General features: G+C 70.6%; 15 protein-coding genes. 10 read left to right on the top strand and 5 right to left on the bottom strand.

Annotation, left to right across the window (positions count from 1 at the left end):
- Positions 1 to 137 precede the first annotated feature (137 nt).
- The 3 genes from ACE1OA_RS25195 to ACE1OA_RS25205 all read left to right on the top strand — a co-directional run bounded on the left by ACE1OA_RS25195 (position 138) and on the right by ACE1OA_RS25205 (position 5,336).
- Entirely contained in the window at positions 138 to 1,364 is a 1,227-nt protein-coding gene (locus ACE1OA_RS25195; protein WP_356603160.1) for a sensor histidine kinase, read from the top strand.
- The gene (locus ACE1OA_RS25200) at positions 1,361 to 2,053 is read left to right on the top strand and encodes a response regulator transcription factor (RefSeq protein WP_356603162.1); all 693 of its coding nucleotides are present in this window, start codon (positions 1,361 to 1,363) and stop codon (positions 2,051 to 2,053) included. The genes ACE1OA_RS25195 and ACE1OA_RS25200 overlap by 4 nt, the downstream gene beginning before the upstream one ends.
- A gap of 160 nt (positions 2,054 to 2,213) precedes the next feature.
- Positions 2,214 to 5,336, top strand: a complete 3,123-nt coding sequence (locus ACE1OA_RS25205; RefSeq protein WP_384868642.1) for an efflux RND transporter permease subunit — start codon at positions 2,214 to 2,216, stop codon at positions 5,334 to 5,336.
- A gap of 139 nt (positions 5,337 to 5,475) precedes the next feature.
- Here ACE1OA_RS25205 and nadA read toward each other — a convergent pair whose 3' ends face one another.
- Positions 5,476 to 6,657, bottom strand: a complete 1,182-nt coding sequence (gene nadA, locus ACE1OA_RS25210) for a quinolinate synthase NadA (protein WP_356776419.1) — start codon at positions 6,655 to 6,657, stop codon at positions 5,476 to 5,478.
- A 290-nt stretch (positions 6,658 to 6,947) separates the two neighbouring features.
- On the opposite strand from nadA, the gene ACE1OA_RS25215 reads away from it, so the two are divergent.
- A complete protein-coding gene (locus tag ACE1OA_RS25215; protein ID WP_018848827.1) occupies positions 6,948 to 7,304 on the top strand; it encodes a HesB/IscA family protein in 357 nt (118 codons plus the stop codon).
- A 125-nt stretch (positions 7,305 to 7,429) separates the two neighbouring features.
- Here ACE1OA_RS25215 and ACE1OA_RS25220 read toward each other — a convergent pair whose 3' ends face one another.
- Both ACE1OA_RS25220 and ACE1OA_RS25225 read right to left on the bottom strand, forming a co-directional pair.
- Positions 7,430 to 8,872 carry a hypothetical protein gene (locus ACE1OA_RS25220; protein WP_356603168.1) on the bottom strand — a complete coding sequence of 481 codons (1,443 nt, stop codon included), beginning with the start codon at positions 8,870 to 8,872 and terminating at the stop codon, positions 7,430 to 7,432.
- 66 nt (positions 8,873 to 8,938) lie between these two features.
- Entirely contained in the window at positions 8,939 to 9,145 is a 207-nt protein-coding gene (locus ACE1OA_RS25225; RefSeq protein ID WP_356603170.1) for a hypothetical protein, read from the bottom strand.
- Positions 9,146 to 9,276: 131 nt separating this feature from the next.
- Here ACE1OA_RS25225 and ACE1OA_RS25230 point away from each other — a divergent pair, with 131 nt between their 5' ends.
- On the top strand, positions 9,277 to 10,251 hold the full coding sequence (locus ACE1OA_RS25230) for a carbohydrate kinase family protein (RefSeq protein WP_147977667.1): 975 nt from the start codon (positions 9,277 to 9,279) through the stop codon (positions 10,249 to 10,251).
- A gap of 171 nt (positions 10,252 to 10,422) precedes the next feature.
- On the opposite strand, the gene ACE1OA_RS25235 is transcribed toward ACE1OA_RS25230, so the two are convergent.
- Positions 10,423 to 11,814, bottom strand: coding sequence for a cysteine desulfurase/sulfurtransferase TusA family protein (locus tag ACE1OA_RS25235; protein ID WP_356603172.1), 1,392 nt, complete (start codon positions 11,812 to 11,814; stop codon positions 10,423 to 10,425).
- Positions 11,815 to 12,100: 286 nt separating this feature from the next.
- On the opposite strand from ACE1OA_RS25235, the gene ctaC reads away from it, so the two are divergent.
- From ctaC to ACE1OA_RS25255, 4 genes are all read left to right on the top strand, one after another.
- Positions 12,101 to 13,066 carry an aa3-type cytochrome oxidase subunit II gene (ctaC, locus tag ACE1OA_RS25240; RefSeq protein WP_356603174.1) on the top strand — a complete coding sequence of 322 codons (966 nt, stop codon included), beginning with the start codon at positions 12,101 to 12,103 and terminating at the stop codon, positions 13,064 to 13,066.
- Entirely contained in the window at positions 13,063 to 14,796 is a 1,734-nt protein-coding gene (gene ctaD / locus ACE1OA_RS25245; RefSeq protein WP_356603176.1) for an aa3-type cytochrome oxidase subunit I, read from the top strand. The genes ctaC and ctaD overlap by 4 nt, the downstream gene beginning before the upstream one ends.
- On the top strand, positions 14,793 to 15,191 hold the full coding sequence (locus ACE1OA_RS25250; protein ID WP_147977664.1) for a cytochrome c oxidase subunit 4: 399 nt from the start codon (positions 14,793 to 14,795) through the stop codon (positions 15,189 to 15,191). Before ctaD ends, ACE1OA_RS25250 begins: the two co-directional genes overlap by 4 nt.
- 119 nt (positions 15,192 to 15,310) lie before the next feature.
- Complete coding sequence (locus tag ACE1OA_RS25255; RefSeq protein WP_356603178.1) at positions 15,311 to 16,573, top strand: L,D-transpeptidase; 1,263 nt, start codon at positions 15,311 to 15,313, stop codon at positions 16,571 to 16,573.
- A 171-nt stretch (positions 16,574 to 16,744) separates the two neighbouring features.
- Here ACE1OA_RS25255 and ACE1OA_RS25260 read toward each other — a convergent pair whose 3' ends face one another.
- Positions 16,745 to 17,146, bottom strand: a complete 402-nt coding sequence (locus ACE1OA_RS25260; RefSeq protein WP_356603180.1) for a hypothetical protein — start codon at positions 17,144 to 17,146, stop codon at positions 16,745 to 16,747.
- A gap of 177 nt (positions 17,147 to 17,323) precedes the next feature.
- Between ACE1OA_RS25260 and ctaE the strand changes: the two genes are divergently transcribed.
- A complete protein-coding gene (gene ctaE, locus ACE1OA_RS25265) occupies positions 17,324 to 17,944 on the top strand; it encodes an aa3-type cytochrome oxidase subunit III (RefSeq protein WP_356603182.1) in 621 nt (206 codons plus the stop codon).
- Positions 17,945 to 17,948 lie beyond the last annotated feature (4 nt).

A 17,948-nucleotide genomic window follows, 5' to 3' on the forward strand; every position in this document is an offset into this window, starting at 1 on the left:
TGCCCCGTCGCCCCCGAAGGGCGGCGGGGCACCGCGCGTGTCCGGCCCCGTACCGGCGCGTGTCCGCTCCCGTGCCGCCGCGTGCGCCACCCGGCCCCGTACCGGCGCCGCGGCCGCACCCCGTACCGTTGCTTGGCGTGACCCCCACCGGCACCCCCTTCGCCCGACCCCGCCACTGGCTGCGCACCCATCCGCTCGCCTTCGACGGGGCGCTCGCGTTCGCCGTGCTGGTCTGCATGGTCACCGGGTCCTTCGCCGACCCCCACGGCAGCCCCAACGGCCCCACCTTCGGCGACCGCACCCCCGACGCCGGCGGCGTCGTCCTCATGGTCCTGGGGGCCGCCGCCCTCGTGCCGCGCCGCCGCCACCCGATCGCCGTACTCGTCTTCACCTGTGCCGTCACCCTGGTCGGGCTGGTCAGCGACAACCGCCCCGCCCCGGTCGCCATGAGCGCCGTCGTCGCCCTTTTCACCGTCGCCGCGCACACCGACCGGCCCACCACCTGGCGGGTCGGCCTGCTCACCATGACCGTGCTCACGGGGGCGGCGATGCTCTTCGGGCCCAACCCCTGGTACGCGCAGGAGAACGTCGGCGTCTTCGCCTGGACCGGCATGGCCGCCGCCGCGGGCGACGCCGTCCGCAGCCGCCGCGCCTTCGTCGACGCCATCCGGGAGCGCGCCGAGCGCGCCGAACGGACCCGCGACGAGGAGGCCCGGCGCCGGGTCGCCGAGGAACGCCTGCGCATCGCCCGCGACCTGCACGACGTCGTCGCGCACCACATCGCCCTGGTCAACGTCCAGGCCGGGGTCGCCGCCCATGTCATGGACAAGCGCCCCGACCAGGCCAAGGAAGCCCTCGCGCACGTCCGCGACGCCAGTCGCTCCGCGCTCGACGAGCTGCGCGCCACCGTCGGCCTGCTCCGCCAGTCCGGCGACCCGGAGGCGCCCACCGAGCCCGCCCCGGGACTCGCCGTCCTCGACGCGCTGCTCGACACCTTCCGCAACGCCGGACTGCCCGTGCAGCTGGCCCGTGCCGACGAGGACACGAGCCTCCCCGCGGCCGTCGACCTCGCCGCGTTCCGGATCATCCAGGAGGCCCTGACCAACGTGCGCAAGCACGCCGGCCAGGACGCCAAGGCGGAGGTCAGCGTCGTGCGGGTCGGCCGCACCGTGGAGATCACCGTCCTGGACGACGGCGTACCGCAGCCGGTGCCGCCCGCCGACACCGGCGGCCACGGCCTCCTCGGCATGCGGGAACGCGTCACCGCCCTCGGCGGCACGCTCACCGCCGCACCCCGCTACGGCGGCGGCTTCCGGGTGCAGGCGATACTGCCCGCGACGACCTGTACGGGGGAGGACCGATGACGATCAGGGTGCTGCTCGCCGACGACCAGGCCCTGCTCCGCAGCGCCTTCAAGGTGCTCGTGGACTCCGAGCCGGACATGGAGGTCGTCGCCGAGGCCGCCGACGGCGCCGAAGCCTTCGCGAAGGCCCGCTCCGAGCGGGCCGACGTCGTCCTCATGGACATCCGGATGCCCGGGACCGACGGTCTCGCCGCCACCCGCATGATCACCGCGGACCCGGCGCTCTCCGACGTCCGGATCGTCATGCTGACCACCTTCGAGGTGGACGAGTACGTCGTGCAGTCGCTGCGCGCGGGAGCCTCCGGCTTCCTCGGCAAGGGCGCGGAACCGGAGGAGCTGCTCAACGCGATCCGGATCGCCGCCGCCGGCGACGCCCTGCTCTCGCCCGTGGCGACCAAGGGCCTGATCGCCAGGTTCCTCGCCCAGGGCGGCGGTGCCGACCTCGGCGACGGCGAGCACGGCCGGGCCCACTCCGAGCGGCTGGCCGCGCTGACCACCCGCGAGCGGGAGGTCCTGGTCCTCGTCGCCGGCGGTCACTCCAACGACGAGATCGCCGAACGCCTCGCCGTCAGCCCCCTCACGGTGAAGACCCACGTGAACCGCGCCATGGCCAAACTCGGCGCCCGCGACCGCGCCCAGCTGGTGGTCACGGCCTACGAATCGGGCCTGGTACGTCCGAAGGTGGAGTGAGGCGGGACCCCGGCGTACTCCAGACGCGGTATGCGCGGCATAAGGATCTGGGCCCGGGGGCCGACGAATCCGGCCCCGGCGTGACGGAGGGTGGACACCGGGCACTCCTGGGGCATTCCCCGGCGCCCGCCCGCCGAGTACGCCACAGAAGAGAGACCCCATGTCCTGGCTGTCCAGATTCAGCCTCGCGCAACGGGCCCTGATCGGGCTGATGTCCATCGTCGCCATCGTCTTCGGGGCGATCGCGATCCCGCAGCTGAAGCAGCAGCTGCTCCCCTCGATCGAACTCCCGATGGTGTCGGTCCTGGCCCAGTACCAGGGCGCGTCGCCCGACGTGGTCGAGAAGCAGGTCGTCGAACCCCTCGAATCCACCATCAAGGCCGTCGACGGCATCAAGGGCGTCACCTCCACCGCCTCCGAGGGCAGCGCCGTCATCATGGCCACCTTCGAGTACGGCGACGAGGGCACCAAGCAGCTCGTCGCCGACGTCCAGCAGGCGGTGAACCGCGCCCGGGCGGTGCTGCCCGACAGCGTCGACCCGCAGGTCGTGGCCGGCTCGACCGACGACATCCCGACCGTCGTCCTCGCCGTCACCTCCGACAAGGACCAGCAGGCGCTCGCCGACCAGCTGGAGCGGACCGTCGTCCCGGCCCTCGAGGACATCGAGGGCGTGGGCCAGGTCTCCGTCGACGGCGTCCAGGACCTCCAGGTCTCCGTCACGCCGGACGACAGGAAGCTCGCGGCGGCCGGCCTCGACACGATGCGGCTCGCCGAGGCGATCAAGGCGGGCGGCGGCACCGTGCCGGCCGGATCCTTCTCCGAGGCCGGCAAGAGCCGCACCGTCCAGGTCGGCGGCGGCTACACCTCGCTGCGGCAGATCCAGGACCTGCGCATCAAGCCCGCGAAGGGCAAGGCCGTCCGCCTCGCCGACGTGGCGAAGGTCGAGCAGCAGGAGTCCTCACGGGTCTCCATCACCCGTACCGACGGCCGGCCCAGCCTCGCCGTCCTGGCGACCATGGACAAGGACGGCAGCGCCGTCGCGATCTCCGACGCCGTCAAGGGGAAGCTGCCCGACCTCCGCAAGGACCTGGGCGCCGGCGCCGAGCTGACCGTGGTCTCCGACCAGGGGCCGGCCGTCGCCAAGTCCATCTCCGGCCTGACCACCGAGGGCGCGCTCGGCCTCGTCATGGCGGTCCTGGTGATCCTGGTCTTCCTGGCCTCGATCCGCTCCACGCTGGTCACCGCGGTCTCCATCCCGCTCTCGGTCGTTCTGGCCCTGATCGTCCTGTGGACCCGTGACCTGTCGCTCAACATGCTGACCCTCGGCGCGCTCACCATCGCCATCGGCCGGGTCGTCGACGACTCGATCGTGGTCCTGGAGAACATCAAGCGTCACCTCGGCTACGGCGAGGAGCGCGAGTCCGCGATCCTCACCGCGGTCCGCGAGGTGGCCGGCGCGGTCACCTCCTCGACGCTCACCACGGTCGCGGTCTTCCTGCCGATCGGCCTGGTCGGCGGCATGGTCGGCGAGCTGTTCGGCTCGTTCAGCCTGACGGTCACCGCCGCCCTGCTGGCCTCCCTCCTGGTCTCGCTCACCGTCGTCCCGGTCCTGTCGTACTGGTTCCTGCGCGCCCCCAAGGGCACGTCCGAGGACCCGGAGGAGGCCCGCCGGCTCGCCGAGGAGAAGGAGGACCGCAGCCGCCTGCAGCGCCTGTACGTCCCCGTCCTGCGGTTCGCGACCCGCCGCCGCCTCACCAGCGTGGCGATCGCCGTCGTCGTCCTCATCGGCACCTTCGGCATGGCCCCGCTGCTCAAGACCAACTTCTTCGACCAGGGCGAGCAGGAGGTCCTCAGCATCAAGCAGGAGCTGGCGCCGGGCACCAGCCTCGCCGCCTCCGACGAGGCCGCGAAGAAGGTCGAGAAGGTCCTCGCCGACACCGAGGGCGTGAAGGACTACCAGGTCACCGTCGGCTCCTCCGGCTTCCTGGCCGCCTTCGGCGGCGGCACGGGCGCCAACCAGGCCTCGTACCAGGTGACCCTGGAGGAGTCCGCGACGTACGAGAAGACCCGCGACGCCATCGACGCGGCGCTCGGGAAGCTCGACGGCATCGGCGACACGACGATCGCGGCGGGCGACGGCTTCGGCAGCCAGGACCTCAGCGTGGTGGTCAAGGCCTCCGACGCCGAGACGCTGAAGAAGGCCTCCGAGGCCGTACGGGCCGAGGTCGCGAAGCTCGACGACGTCACCGACGTCCAGAGCGACCTGTCCCAGTCCGTGCCGCGCATCTCCGTCAAGGCCACCGCCAAGGCGGCGGACCTCGGCCTGGACGACACCACGCTCGGGATGGCCGTGGCCCAGGCGGTCCGCGGCACCCCGGCCGGCAAGGCGATCCTCGACGACACCGAGCGCGACGTCGTCCTGACCTCCGCCCGGCGGGCCACGACCATGGCGGAGCTCAAGGCCCTGCCCATCGGCCCGGTCACGCTCGGCGACATCGCCGACGTGAAGCTGGTGCCCGGCCCGGTCTCGATGACCAGGATCGACGGCGCCCGTGCCGCGACCATCACGGCCAAGCCGACCGGCGACAACACGGGCGCGGTCAGCGCCTCCCTCCAGACGAAGATCAACGCGCTGGACCTGCCGGAGGGCGCCACCGCCTCCATCGGCGGTGTCTCCGAGGACCAGTCCGAGGCGTTCGTGAACCTGGGCCTGGCGATGCTCGCGGCGATCGCGATCGTCTTCATGCTCCTGGTCGCGACCTTCAAGTCGCTGATCCAGCCGCTGATCCTGCTGGTCTCCATCCCGTTCGCGGCGACCGGCGCCCTCGGCCTGCTGGTCGTCACCGGCACGGCGATGGGCGTCCCGGCGATGATCGGCATGCTGATGCTGATCGGCATCGTGGTCACCAACGCGATCGTCCTGATCGACCTGATCAACCAGTACCGGGCCCAGGGCCTCGGCGTCGTCGAGGCGGTCGTCGAGGGTGGCCGCCACCGGCTGCGCCCGATCCTGATGACCGCGCTGGCGACGATCTTCGCGCTGCTGCCGATGGCGCTGGGCATCACCGGCGAGGGCGGCTTCATCGCCCAGCCGCTGGCCGTGGTCGTGATCGGCGGTCTGATCACCTCGACGCTGCTCACGCTGCTGCTCGTCCCGACGCTGTACGCGATGGTCGAGCTGCGCAAGGAGCGCCGGGCGAAGAAGAAGGCCGCCCGGCGCGCGGCCAAGGCCATGGCGGACCTTCCGCAGCAGGCCGGGGACGCGGACCTGCTGGAGGTCTGATGCCACCGGGCCCGCCCGCTCGCGGGCGGGCCCACCGGACGCCGAAGGGCGCCCCGCACGTCGTGCGGGGCGCCCTTCGGCGTTTCTCCCTGTCCTGCTCCGCGTCCGCCCGGGACCCCCGCGGAGGCCGGGACGCTCCCTACGGGAGGGCGAGCATCCGCTCCAGCGCGAGCTTCGCGAAGCTCTCCGTCTCCGGGTCGACCTGGATGTGGTTGACCAGGTTGCCCTCGGCCAGCGACTCCAGCGTCCACACCAGGTGCGGCAGGTCGATGCGGTTCATCGTCGAGCAGAAGCAGACCGTCTTGTCGAGGAAGACGACCTCCTTGTCCGGGTGCGCGGCGGCCACGCGGCGGACCAGGTTCAGCTCGGTGCCGATCGCCCACTTCGAGCCGGCCGGGGCCGCCTCCAGGGTCTTGATGATGTACTCCGTGGAGCCCACGTGGTCCGCGGCGGCGACGACCTCGTGCTTGCACTCCGGGTGCACCAGCACGTTCACGCCGGGGATCCGCGCGCGCACGTCCTCGACCGAGTCCAGCGAGAAGCGGCCGTGCACCGAGCAGTGACCCCGCCACAGGATCATCTTCGCGGCGCGCAGCTCCTCGACGGTCAGGCCGCCGTTCGGCTTGTGCGGGTTGTAGAGGACGCAGTCCTCCAGGGACATCCCCATCTCGCGCACGGCGGTGTTGCGGCCCAGGTGCTGGTCCGGCAGGAAGAGCACCTTCTCGCCCTGCTCGAACGCCCAGTCCAGCGCGCGCTTGGCGTTCGACGAGGTGCAGATCGTGCCGCCGTGCTTGCCGGTGAAGGCCTTGATGTCGGCCGAGGAGTTCATGTACGAGACGGGCACGACCTGTTCGGCGACACCGGCCTCGGTCAGCACGTCCCAGCACTCGGCGACCTGCTCGGCGGTGGCCATGTCGGCCATCGAGCAGCCCGCGGCGAGGTCCGGCAGCACGACCTTCTGGGCGTCGGAGGTCAGGATGTCCGCCGACTCGGCCATGAAGTGCACGCCGCAGAAGACGATGTACTCGGCCTCCGGACGCGCGGCCGCGTCGCGGGCGAGCTTGAAGGAGTCGCCGGTGACGTCGGCGAACTGGATGACCTCGTCACGCTGGTAGTGGTGGCCGAGGACGAAGACCTTGTCCCCGAGCTTCTCCTTGGCCGCGCGGGCGCGCTCCACCAGGTCCGGGTCGGAGGGCGACGGCAGGTCGCCCGGACACTCCACGCCGCGCTCGCTCTTCGGGTCGGCCTCACGGCCGAGCAGCAGGAGGGCGAGGGGGGTCGGCTGGACGTCCAGGGGCTGGGCGGTGGTCACGTCACGCACCCTTTCTTTTCCAAAATCATTGCGGCTCGGCCGCTCCAGTGGAGCCGGTGCGGCACATGCACCGGAGGCTTTTCGTCTAAATGACGCTATCTATCATAACCGCTTCACGTCAGTTTGACGATGTCCATAGTGTCGATGTGACGAATTCGCGCGGGCCGGATCGGCGCTGGTTCGGACGGCGATGTGCGAGCATGAAAGGGAAAGACACGCACTCGGCCCGGAATGAATCCGCGGCCCCGCCGGTTGCAACCCTCGGCAAGCAGTCTCCGTACAACCCGGGAGAGAAGCAGATGTCCGTATCGGACGAGAAGACCACTGTCAGCGACGGCATCCTCCTGTCTGACGCCGCCGCGGCCAAGGTCAAGGCCCTGCTCGACCAGGAAGGCCGTGACGACCTGGCGCTGCGCGTCGCCGTTCAGCCCGGTGGCTGCTCCGGCCTGCGTTACCAGCTCTTCTTCGACGAGCGCTCGCTCGACGGCGACGTCGTCAAGGACTTCGACGGCGTCAAGGTCGTCACCGACCGCATGAGCGCCCCGTACCTGGGCGGCGCCTCGATCGACTTCGTCGACACCATCGAGAAGCAGGGCTTCACGATCGACAACCCGAATGCCACGGGCTCCTGCGCCTGCGGCGACTCGTTCAGCTAAAGGCCTGCCCGGGCGGTCTGAGGATCGCCCCGCGCGGGACCTGAGCGGAACGCACGACGAAGGCGGCCACCCGGTGCTCCGGGGGCCGCCTTCGTCGTACCCGGCCGCCTGCCGGGCTCCGGGGATTACTGCCGCGGTACGGGCTCCCCGCTCGCCGCGTCGGTCACGGTCCGGCCGGCCAGCGGCTGGTCCAGCGTCACCGTCTTCGTCACCTCCACGGCCATGGCGATGCACGCCCGGCCCGGATCGGTGGGCTTCTCCGTCACGCGCACCGCGACGCTGTCCGCGCTCTGCCGCGCCGTCACCGTGTACTCGCTGCACACCCCGCCCCAGAAGGTCACCGACAGCTTCGTGCCGGCCGCGTCGACGCGGTACGACCCGATCTGCCGGGCGGGCGCGGTGCCCTCGTCCGGAGACGGCTTCGCCGGGGGCGCCAGGTACTCCGGAGCCACCGCCGTCTGCACCACCGTGTAGGGCTTGGCCCCGGCCGCCGGCTCCACCGCGAACAGCCAGGACGGCACGAGGACCCGGGTGCCGTCGACGTACTGCGACGCCAGGCCGAAGACGGCCCCCGTCACCTTCAGCACCGGCCGCGGAGCCGTCGTGCACGGCAGGTCGGTGCCGGTCGGGCCGCCGGTCGTGCCGTCGTCCCGCGTCGTCGCGGGCGGGTCGGTCGCACAGCCGCCGACGCCGTGCCGGCCCGGGCCGGACGACGCCTCGTTCAGCTCCTCCAGCGCCTTCTTCGCGCCGATCACCGGATAGACCGCGCCCTTCGCGGGCGCCTTCAGCTGCCCGCTGCCCGCCACCAGGGACCCGTCGGGACCGACATGGATCCCGGTCGACCAGCCGTAGGTCGGCAGCCCGTCCACGACCGGCTCGGCGTTCACCACCCGCACCGAGCCGCCCATCAGCTGGGTGGCGTCCACCTTCGCGTCGTCCTGCCCGACCGCCTTCAGGACGGGAGCCGCCGCGGCCCTCGCCGCCGCCTCGCCGACCGGTGTGCCGCCGCGCGGGGGCCTGGCCTCGCCCGGGGGCGGGCACGCCTTCCCCTTCAGGCACGTGTCGCCGACCGGACCGCCGTCGTACCGCGCGAACGTCCAGCTGCCCGGTGCCTGCTCCGACACGTCGAGCCGCAGCCCCGACCCGTCCTTCTCCGGGGCGATCCGCCACACCCCGTCCTGGAGCGCCGGGGTGCCCGCGATGCCGAGGGCCTTCGCCAGCCGGGTCACCTCCGCCGAGGTGACCCGGCCCTCGGGCCGGTGGACCGCGGCCGAGGAGGGTCCCTGGGGGAGCGGACCCTTGGCCTGGTAGACCGCGTCGCCGCCGTGCGGGTCCGGCTCGCCGGGCGCGATGCCGGGCCCGGGGTCGTCGCCCGACGCCTTGGCGTCCAGGCGCAGCGGCGGGGGCGAGCCCGCCCCCCGCGCGGCGTCGGACGCGCCGCCGTCACCACTCTCGGACGCCGTGGTCGCGAGGTACACGCCACCGCCGCCGGCCAGCAGCACTCCCGCCGCCACCGATGCGACCAGCAGCGGGGTACGCCTGGGTCGTCGGTTCTCCGTACCGCTCACCACTCGCTCCTTCATCCGGTGGAAGACACCGATGGGACGGAACGGGCGAGCGGCTGGTTCCGTCCCTCAGACGCCGTATTCGGAAGTCGCGTCGATCAGCCGTGCCGAAGCGGCCGGAACGACGACGCCGTGGATCAGTGCCGGGGAGACCGGAGCGGGCGCGTCGGGCGCGGGAACGACCCAGTGAGGGGCCATCCGCGCGCTGTCGCCGCGCAGCTGGGCCAGGCTGAACTCGGACTCCTGATGCTCGCGGGGAGCAGGGTACGTGGACATGTGGGCACCGTATGCATGGCACGCCTTCGGAAAAAAGACCTACTCTGGGGTAGTTTCCCCTGTTCGGCAGCGGCGCCGTCACCCGGTAGCGTGAGCTGTCACTCTCTCCCGTCCCGCAGGAGCGCCCAGCCGTGCGTATCGCAGTCACCGGCTCCATCGCCACCGACCACCTCATGACCTTCCCCGGCCGGTTCGCAGACCAGCTCGTCGCGGACCAGTTGCACACGGTCTCGCTCTCGTTCCTGGTCGACAACCTCGACGTGCGACGGGGAGGTGTCGGCCCGAACATCTGCTTCGGCATGGGTCAGCTCGGCGGCCGCCCGATCCTCGTGGGCGCGGCGGGCTACGACTTCGACGAGTACCGCGCGTGGCTCGACCGCCACGGCGTCGACACCGGCTCGGTGCGGATCTCCGAGGTCCTGCACACGGCCCGCTTCGTGTGCACCACGGACAAGGACCACAACCAGATCGGCTCCTTCTACACCGGCGCGATGAGCGAGGCCCGGCTGATCGAGCTGAAGGCCGTCGCCGACCGCGTGGGCGGCCTGGACCTGGTGCTGATCGGCGCGGACGACCCCGAGGCCATGCTGCGCCACACCGAGGAGTGCAAGGCGCGCGAGATCCCCTTCGCCGCCGACTTCTCGCAGCAGATCGCGCGCATGGAGGGCCGGGAGATCCGCACCCTCCTCGACGGGGCGACCTACCTCTTCTCCAACGAGTACGAGAAGGGCCTCATCGAGTCCAAGACGGGCTGGACCGACGAGGAGATCCTCGGCCGCGTCGGGCACCGCGTCACCACCCTCGGCTCGCGCGGCGTGCGCATCGAGCGGGCCGGCGAGCCGGTCATCGAGGTCGGCTGCGCCGAGGAGGACGCCAAGGTCGACCCGACGGGCGTCGGCGACGCGTTCCGCGCGGGCTTCCTGACCGGTCTGTCCTGGGGCGTCAGCCTGGAGCGCGCGGCCCAGGTCGGCTGCATGCTCGCGACGCTGGTCATCGAGACCCTCGGCACGCAGGAGTACACCCTCCGCCGTACCAACTTCATGGAGCGCTTCACCAAGGCGTACGGCGACGAGGCCGCCGCCGAGGTCCAGGCGCACCTGGCCTGACCCCCCGGGGGCCACGCCCCCTGCCCGCGGCGCCGGCCGGGTCCACCCCGTCCGGCGCCGCGGCGCGTCCGGCCCCGGACGGGACCCGGAGGATGCCTGCGGACCCTGCCGGGCACGCGGCCCGGAGCCGGCCCGCCCCGTACCTCCACGGCCACGCCCCGCGGAGGCCGCTCAGGACACCCGCCGCACCACGTACGCCGTGCCGCCCCCCTCCGAGGGCTCCTCGCCCACGTACTCCTGCCCCCGCATCTCGCACCAGGCCGGGATGTCCAGCCGCGCCGCCTCGTCGTCGGCGAGGACCGTGACCGTGCCGCCGACCGGAACGTCGCCGATCACCTTGGCCAGCTCGATGACCGGGATCGGGCACCTCCGGCCCAGGGCGTCCACCACGAGGGACGCCGGGGCCGCCGCCGCGACCGCGGTCGCCGCGCTCCGCGGCGCGCCCAGCCGTTCCCGTACGGACGCGACCACGCCGGGCAGCACCTCCAGGAAGCGGTCCACGTCCTCCTCCGGGGTGCCCGCCGGCAGCGACACCCGGACGTTGCCCTCGCTGAGCACCCCCATGGCGCGCAGGACATGGCTGGGCGTCAGGGTCGAGCTGGTGCACGACGAGCCGGACGAAACGGAGAAACCCTCCCGATCCAGCTCGTGCAGCAGCGTCTCGCCGTCGACGTAGAGGCAGGAGAAGGTGACGAGGTGGGGGAGCCGGCGCACCGGGTCGCCCACCACCTCCACGTCCGGCACCAGCTCCGGCACCCGGGCGCGGATCCGGTCCACCAGGACGCGCAGCCGCGCCGCCTCGGCCGCCGCCTCCGCCCGCACCGCCCGCAGCGAGGCCGCCGCCGCCACGATCGCCGGCAGGTTCGCGAAGCCCGGCGCCCGCCCCGACTCCCTCTCGTCGGACGGGCCTTGGGCCGCGAACCGGATGCCCTTGCGCACCGCCAGCAGCCCCACCCCCGCCGGACCGCCCCACTTGTGCGCACTGGCCGCGAGCAGTGACCAGGCGCCCTCGACCGGCCCCCAGCCGAGCGACTGCGCGGCGTCCACCAGGAGCGGCACCCCCGCGGCCCGGCAGGCCTCGGCGACCTCCGCCACCGGCTGCTCCGTCCCCACCTCGTGATTGGCGGACTGCAGACACGCCAGCGCGGTGCCCTCGTCCAGGGCCGCGGTGAAGTCCGCGACCCGGACCGCCCCGGTCCGCCCGACCGGGACCTCCGTCATCGTGCCGCCGGCCGCCGCGTGCGCCTCGCCGGCGTGCAGGACGGAGGAGTGCTCGACCGCCGAGACCACCAGACGGTTCCCGACACGCCGGCGCCCCGCGAGCGCTCCGGAAACCCCCGCGTGAACAGCGCGTGTCCCCGAAGGAGTGAACACCAGCTCGTCGGGGCGGCAGCCCACCGCGTCCGCCGCGGCCTCCCGCGCCGCGTCCAGCAGCAGCCGCGCGCGGCGGCCCTCGCGGTACAGCCGGGCCGGGTCGGCCCAGCCCTCGTCCAGGGAGGCGAGCAGCGCCTGGCGGGCGACAGGGTGCAGCGGAGCGGCGGAGGCGGCGTCGAAGTAGGGCATCCGCCCACGCTAACCGGCCCTCCGTAAGGCCCCGTCAGATGCCCCGCCCGCGCCGCCGATCGCCCACCGGTCGGCCCCCCGGGACCGCACTGCGGAATGCCAGGGTCCACCCCTTCGGGGAGTCGGACGGCGCGTTGGGCACCCTCCCCGCGCGACCCCAAATAGCGTCCAGTAGGGTTTGGTCCGCATAAACATCCAAACCCCTGCCCGCGGCCGGGGCGGCGACCGACCAGCGAGACGGCCGTAGCCGGACCAGCGCGGGCCGAGACTCTCGGGAAGGCGCTACGTGAGTCCCAACGGCTCCGACCGCTCGTCGCGGCGCCCGATGCGGCGGAAGCTGCCGCAGGTGCTGACTGCGGGCCTGATCCTGGCGACAGCCACTGGCTGCTCGTACAACTGGGAAGACTTCCCCCGCCTTGGTATGCCCACCCCGGTGACGGAAGAGGCGCCTACGATCCTCTCCCTGTGGCAGGGCTCGTGGGCGGCTGCGCTCGTCACGGGCATCCTGGTGTGGGGACTGATCCTGTGGTCCGTCATCTTCCACCGGCGCAGTCGCACCAAGGTGGAGGTACCTCCGCAGACCCGGTACAACATGCCCATCGAGGCGCTGTACACGGTCACCCCGCTCATCATCGTGTCGGTGCTCTTCTACTTCACCGCGCGCGACGAGTCGAAGCTCCTCTCACTCGCCGACAAGCCGGCCCACACGATCAACGTGGTCGGCTATCAGTGGAGCTGGGGCTTCAACTACATCGAGAACGTGCCGGGCGTGAAGGGTGACGCACAGATCGCCCCGAACCTCGACGCCATTCCGGACAAGTACCAGGACGACTTCCCGGCGAACGCCGGTGGCGTCTACGACGCCGGCATCCCCGGCGACCGGAACCCGCAGACCGGCAACCCGGGCCCGACCCTGGTCCTGCCCAAGGGCGAGAAGGTCCGGTTCGTCCTGACCTCCCGTGACGTCATCCACTCCTTCTGGGTGGTCCCCTTCCTGTTCAAGCAGGACGTCATCCCCGGTCACACCAACGTCTTCGAGGTGACCCCGTCACAGGAAGGCACCTTCATGGGCAAGTGTGCCGAGCTGTGCGGTGTCGACCACTCCCGGATGCTCTTCAACGTCAAGGTGGTCTCCCCGGAGCGCTACCAGGAGTACCTGAAGGAGCTGGCGGAGAAGGGGCAGACCGGCTACATCCCGTCGGGCATTGAGCAGACGGACCCGGCCAGGAATGCGGAGAAGAACCAACTGTGAGCATCCTCAACGAACCCCAGGGTGCCGCCGCAGCTGAGGACTCGTACGAGAACGAGCTGCCCGTGCGGCGCAGTCAGCCCGGCAACGTCGTGATCAAGTGGCTGACCACCACGGACCACAAGACCATCGGCACGATGTACCTGGTCACGTCGTTCGCGTTCTTCTGCATCGGCGGTCTGATGGCGCTCTTCATGCGCGCCGAGCTGGCCCGTCCGGGTACGCAGATCATGTCGAACGAGCAGTTCAACCAGGCGTTCACGATGCACGGCACGATCATGCTGCTGATGTTCGCGACGCCGCTGTTCGCCGGATTCGCGAACTGGATCATGCCGCTGCAGATCGGCGCGCCCGACGTGGCGTTCCCGCGGCTGAACATGTTCGCGTACTGGCTGTACCTCTTCGGCTCGATCATCGCGGTGGCCGGCTTCCTCACCCCGCAGGGTGCGGCCGACTTCGGCTGGTTCGCCTACTCCCCGCTGTCGGACGCCGTCCGCTCGCCGGGTGTCGGCGCCGACATGTGGATCATGGGTCTGGCCTTCTCCGGCTTCGGCACGATCCTCGGCTCGGTCAACTTCATCACCACGATCATCTGCATGCGCGCTCCTGGCATGACGATGTTCCGCATGCCGATCTTCACCTGGAACGTGCTGCTGACCGGTGTCCTGGTCCTGCTCGCCTTCCCGGTCCTCGCGGCCGCGCTGTTCGCCCTGGAGGCGGACCGGAAGTTCGGTGCCCACGTCTTCGACGCGTCCAACGGCGGCGCCTTGCTCTGGCAACACCTCTTCTGGTTCTTCGGACACCCAGAGGTGTACATCATCGCCCTGCCGTTCTTCGGCATCGTCTCCGAGGTCATCCCGGTCTTCAGCCGCAAGCCGATGTTCGGCTACATCGGCCTGGTGGCCGCGACCATCGCGATCGCGGGTCTGTCCGTGACCGTGTGGGCCCACCACATGTACGTCACCGGCGGCGTGCTCCTGCCGTTCTTCTCCTTCATGACGTTCCTCATCGCCGTACCGACCGGCGTGAAGTTCTTCAACTGGATCGGAACGATGTGGAAGGGCTCGTTGTCCTTCGAGACACCGATGCTCTGGACGATCGGCTTCCTGGTCACCTTCACCTTCGGTGGTCTCACCGGCGTCATCCTGGCCTCGCCGCCGATGGACTTCCACGTCTCGGACTCGTACTTCGTGGTGGCGCACTTCCACTACGTCGTGTTCGGCACCGTCGTCTTCGCGATGTTCGCCGGCTTCCACTTCTGGTGGCCGAAGTTCACCGGCAAGATGCTGGACGAGCGCCTGGGCAAGATGACCTTCTGGACGCTGTTCATCGGCTTCCACGGCACCTTCCTGGTGCAGCACTGGCTGGGTGCCGAGGGCATGCCGCGTCGTTACGCGGACTACCTGAACGCCGACGGCTTCACCGCGCTGAACACGATCTCGACGATCTCCTCCTTCCTGCTGGGCCTGTCGATCCTGCCGTTCTTCTACAACGTCTGGAAGACCGCCAAGTACGGCAAGAAGATCGAGGTCGACGACCCGTGGGGCTACGGCCGTTCGCTCGAATGGGCGACGTCCTGCCCGCCGCCGCGGCACAACTTCCTCACCCTCCCGCGGATCCGTTCCGAATCCCCGGCGTTCGACCTGCACCACCCCGAGATCGCGGCCGTCGACCAGCTCGAGAACCACGGTCCGGTCAAGGCCCTCGCGGGTGAGAAGGAGGCCGGCAAGTGAAGATCCAGGGCAAGATGTTCATCTGGCTGAGCGTCTTCGTGCTCGCCATGGCCATCCTCTACGGCGTGTGGTCGAAGGAGCCGGTCGGTACCACGGCCCTCTTCCTGGCCTTCGGCCTCTGCATCATGATCGGCTACTACCTGGCCTTCACGGCCCGGCGCGTGGACGCCATGGCGCAGGACGACAAGGAGGCGGACGTCGCGGACGAGGCCGGTGAGGTGGGCTTCTTCGCCCCCCACAGCTGGCAGCCGCTCTCGCTCGCCGTCGGTGGTGCGCTCGCGTTCCTGGCCATCGCCATGGGCTGGTGGATCCTGTACTTCTCGGCTCCGCTGATCCTGGTCGGCCTCTTCGGCTGGGTGTTCGAGTTCTACCGCGGTGAGAACCAGAACCAGTAGCCCGTACGCTCCACCCGCAGGACCCCGAGGGGCCCGGCCACTTCGTCACCGAAGTGGCCGGGCCCCTCGTTTGCAGCACTCGACGCGCTGGGTCCGAGGATTGTTCTTACGGTGATGTCATGAACGACACGCCGCGCATTCGGACTGTTCTGAGCTGCACTCTTTTGGCCCTCACGGTCACCGCCGCGGGCAGCGCCTGTTCGGCCTCCGAGGACCATCCGCTGTCGGCCAAGCCGTACGACGCGGGGCAGCAGATCTCCTTCAACGCCCCGGCGGACGGCAAGAAGGCCGACCCGGACAAGGCGCTGGAGATCACGGTCAAGGACGAGGAGGGCCGCATCACCGACGTGACGGCCACCGACGAGACCGGACACCACCTGGCGGGCGAACTCACCGCGGACGGGCAGCGCTGGCGCTCCACCGGCGCGCTGACGTCCGGCGGCCGGTACACCGTCAAGGTCTCCACGGAGGACGACGACGGCGCGCCCGGCAGCCGTACGTACACGTTCGAGACGGCTGCGGCCAAGCGGGCGCTGACCGTGGCGTTCGGCCCGGAGGCGGGCACCTACGGCGTCGGCCAGCCCATCACCGCCGAACTCAGCCTCCCCGTGAAGGACAAGGCGGCCAGAGCCGTCGTCGAACGGGCGCTGAAGGTGCGCTCCACGCCCGCCGTCGAGGGCGCCTGGTACTGGGTGGACGACAAGAAACTGCACTACCGTCCGAAGGAGTACTGGCCCGCCGGCGCGGCGATCAGCGTCTCCGGGAACCTCGCCGGGGTGAAGGTCGGCGACAAGCTCTACGGCGGCGCGTCGAAGCCGCTGAAGCTGACGATCGGCGACCGGATCGAGGCGGTCGCGGACGCCGGAACGTACTCGATGACCGTGCGGCGCAACGGAGAAGTGATCAAGACCATGCCGGTGACCACCGGCAAACCGGGCTTCTCCACCCGAAACGGCATCAAGGTCGTGCTCGGCAAGGAGTACTACGTCCGGATGCGGGGCACCAGCGTCGGCATCGCGGAGGGCAGCTCCGAGTCCTACGACCTGCCCGTCTACTACGCGACCCGGGTCACCTGGAGTGGTGAATACGTCCACGCGGCGCCCTGGTCCGTCGGCTCGCAGGGGTTCGCGAACGTCAGCCACGGCTGCGTCGGCATGTCGACGGGCAACGCGGCCTGGTTCTTCGAAACCGTCCGTCCGGGTGACATCGTGCAGACCGTCAACAGCATCGGCGACACGATGGACCCGTTCGGGAACGGCTTCGGCGACTGGAACCTGGCCTGGGACAAGTGGCGCCAGGGCAGCGCACTGACCGGCGTCGCCGCCGGCGGCACGGCGACCGCCGTCACCACCGACACCGCCCGCCTCCGACCGTCTGTCTGATTTTGAAGGGGGCTCGGTTCGCCTCCGGGCGCCCCCACCCCGGCGAGTGAGCCGAAGGGCGCTGCGGGCGTCGAGAGGGAGAACGCGCGGAGGCCGCGAGGAACGAGTGGCCGAGCACGGTCGACCGTCGACGCACGCAACAGGGCGCCCGGAGGCGAACCGAGCCTCGTACTACAGAGACAGCGCGAGGCGGGAACGCAGCAGGGCGGCCAGGGAGGCCGCGAAATCGACCGGTTCGACCGGGAGGGTCACCGCGGCGTCCGCGCGGCTCCAGGTGGCCAGCCAGGCGTCCTGCGGGCGGCCGATCAGCAGCAGCACCGGCGGGCAGTGGAAGATCTCGTCCTTGATCTGGCGGCACACGCCCATCCCGCCCGCCGGCACGGCCTCGCCGTCCAGCACGCAGACGTCGATCCCACCCTCGTCCAGGTGCTTCAGCACCGCCGGGAGTGTCGCGCACTCGATGAACTCGACCGGGGGAACGTCGGGAGCGGGCCTGCGTCCCGCCGCGAGACGTACCTGCTCGCGGGTGTTCGCATCGTCGCTGTAGACCAGGACCGTGGCGCTCGACTGCATCGTTCCTCCGTGAAGGTCATCAACCGATGCGGCGGATGCTACTCCGTCCCACTGCCCGTCAACACCGCTTCGACACCGGATCGGAGGGCCCTTCGATGGGCCGTTCGGGCTGGACACGGGCCCCTGACACTCCGAACGGCACCCCCCGGAGTGAGGGCGGGATAAGCGACCGACATAATGTCGGTCGTGGCGACAGTAACGACAGTAGAAACCGGGCACGCGCACCCGTCGGTCAATCGACCGAACCTCACCAGCGTCGGAACCATCATTTGGTTGAGTTCCGAGCTGATGTTCTTCGCGGCCCTCTTCGCGATGTACTTCACCCTGCGATCGGTGACGGGACCCGAGTTCTGGGAGGAGCAGGCCTCGAACCTGAACTTCCCGTTCTCGGCGACCAACACCACGATCCTGGTGCTCTCCTCCCTCACCTGCCAGCTCGGCGTCTTCGCCGCGGAGCGGGGCGATGTGAAGAAGCTCCGGACGTGGTTCATCATCACGTTCGTGATGGGTTCGATCTTCATCGGCGGTCAGGTCTTCGAGTACACCGAGCTGGTGAAGCACGAGGGCCTCTCGCTCTCGTCGGACCCGTACGGCTCGGTGTTCTACCTGACCACCGGCTTCCACGGCCTGCACGTGACGGGCGGTCTCATCGCCTTCCTGCTGGTCCTGGGCCGGACGTACGCCGCCAAGAGGTTCACTCACGAGCAGGCAACCGCCGCCATCGTCGTGTCCTACTACTGGCACTTCGTCGATGTCGTCTGGATCGGCCTCTTCGCCACGATCTACATGATCAAGTAATCGG

This window comes from Streptomyces sp. JL2001, assembly GCF_050917515.1.
In the GTDB taxonomy this organism is placed as follows: Bacteria; Actinomycetota; Actinomycetes; order Streptomycetales; family Streptomycetaceae; genus Streptomyces.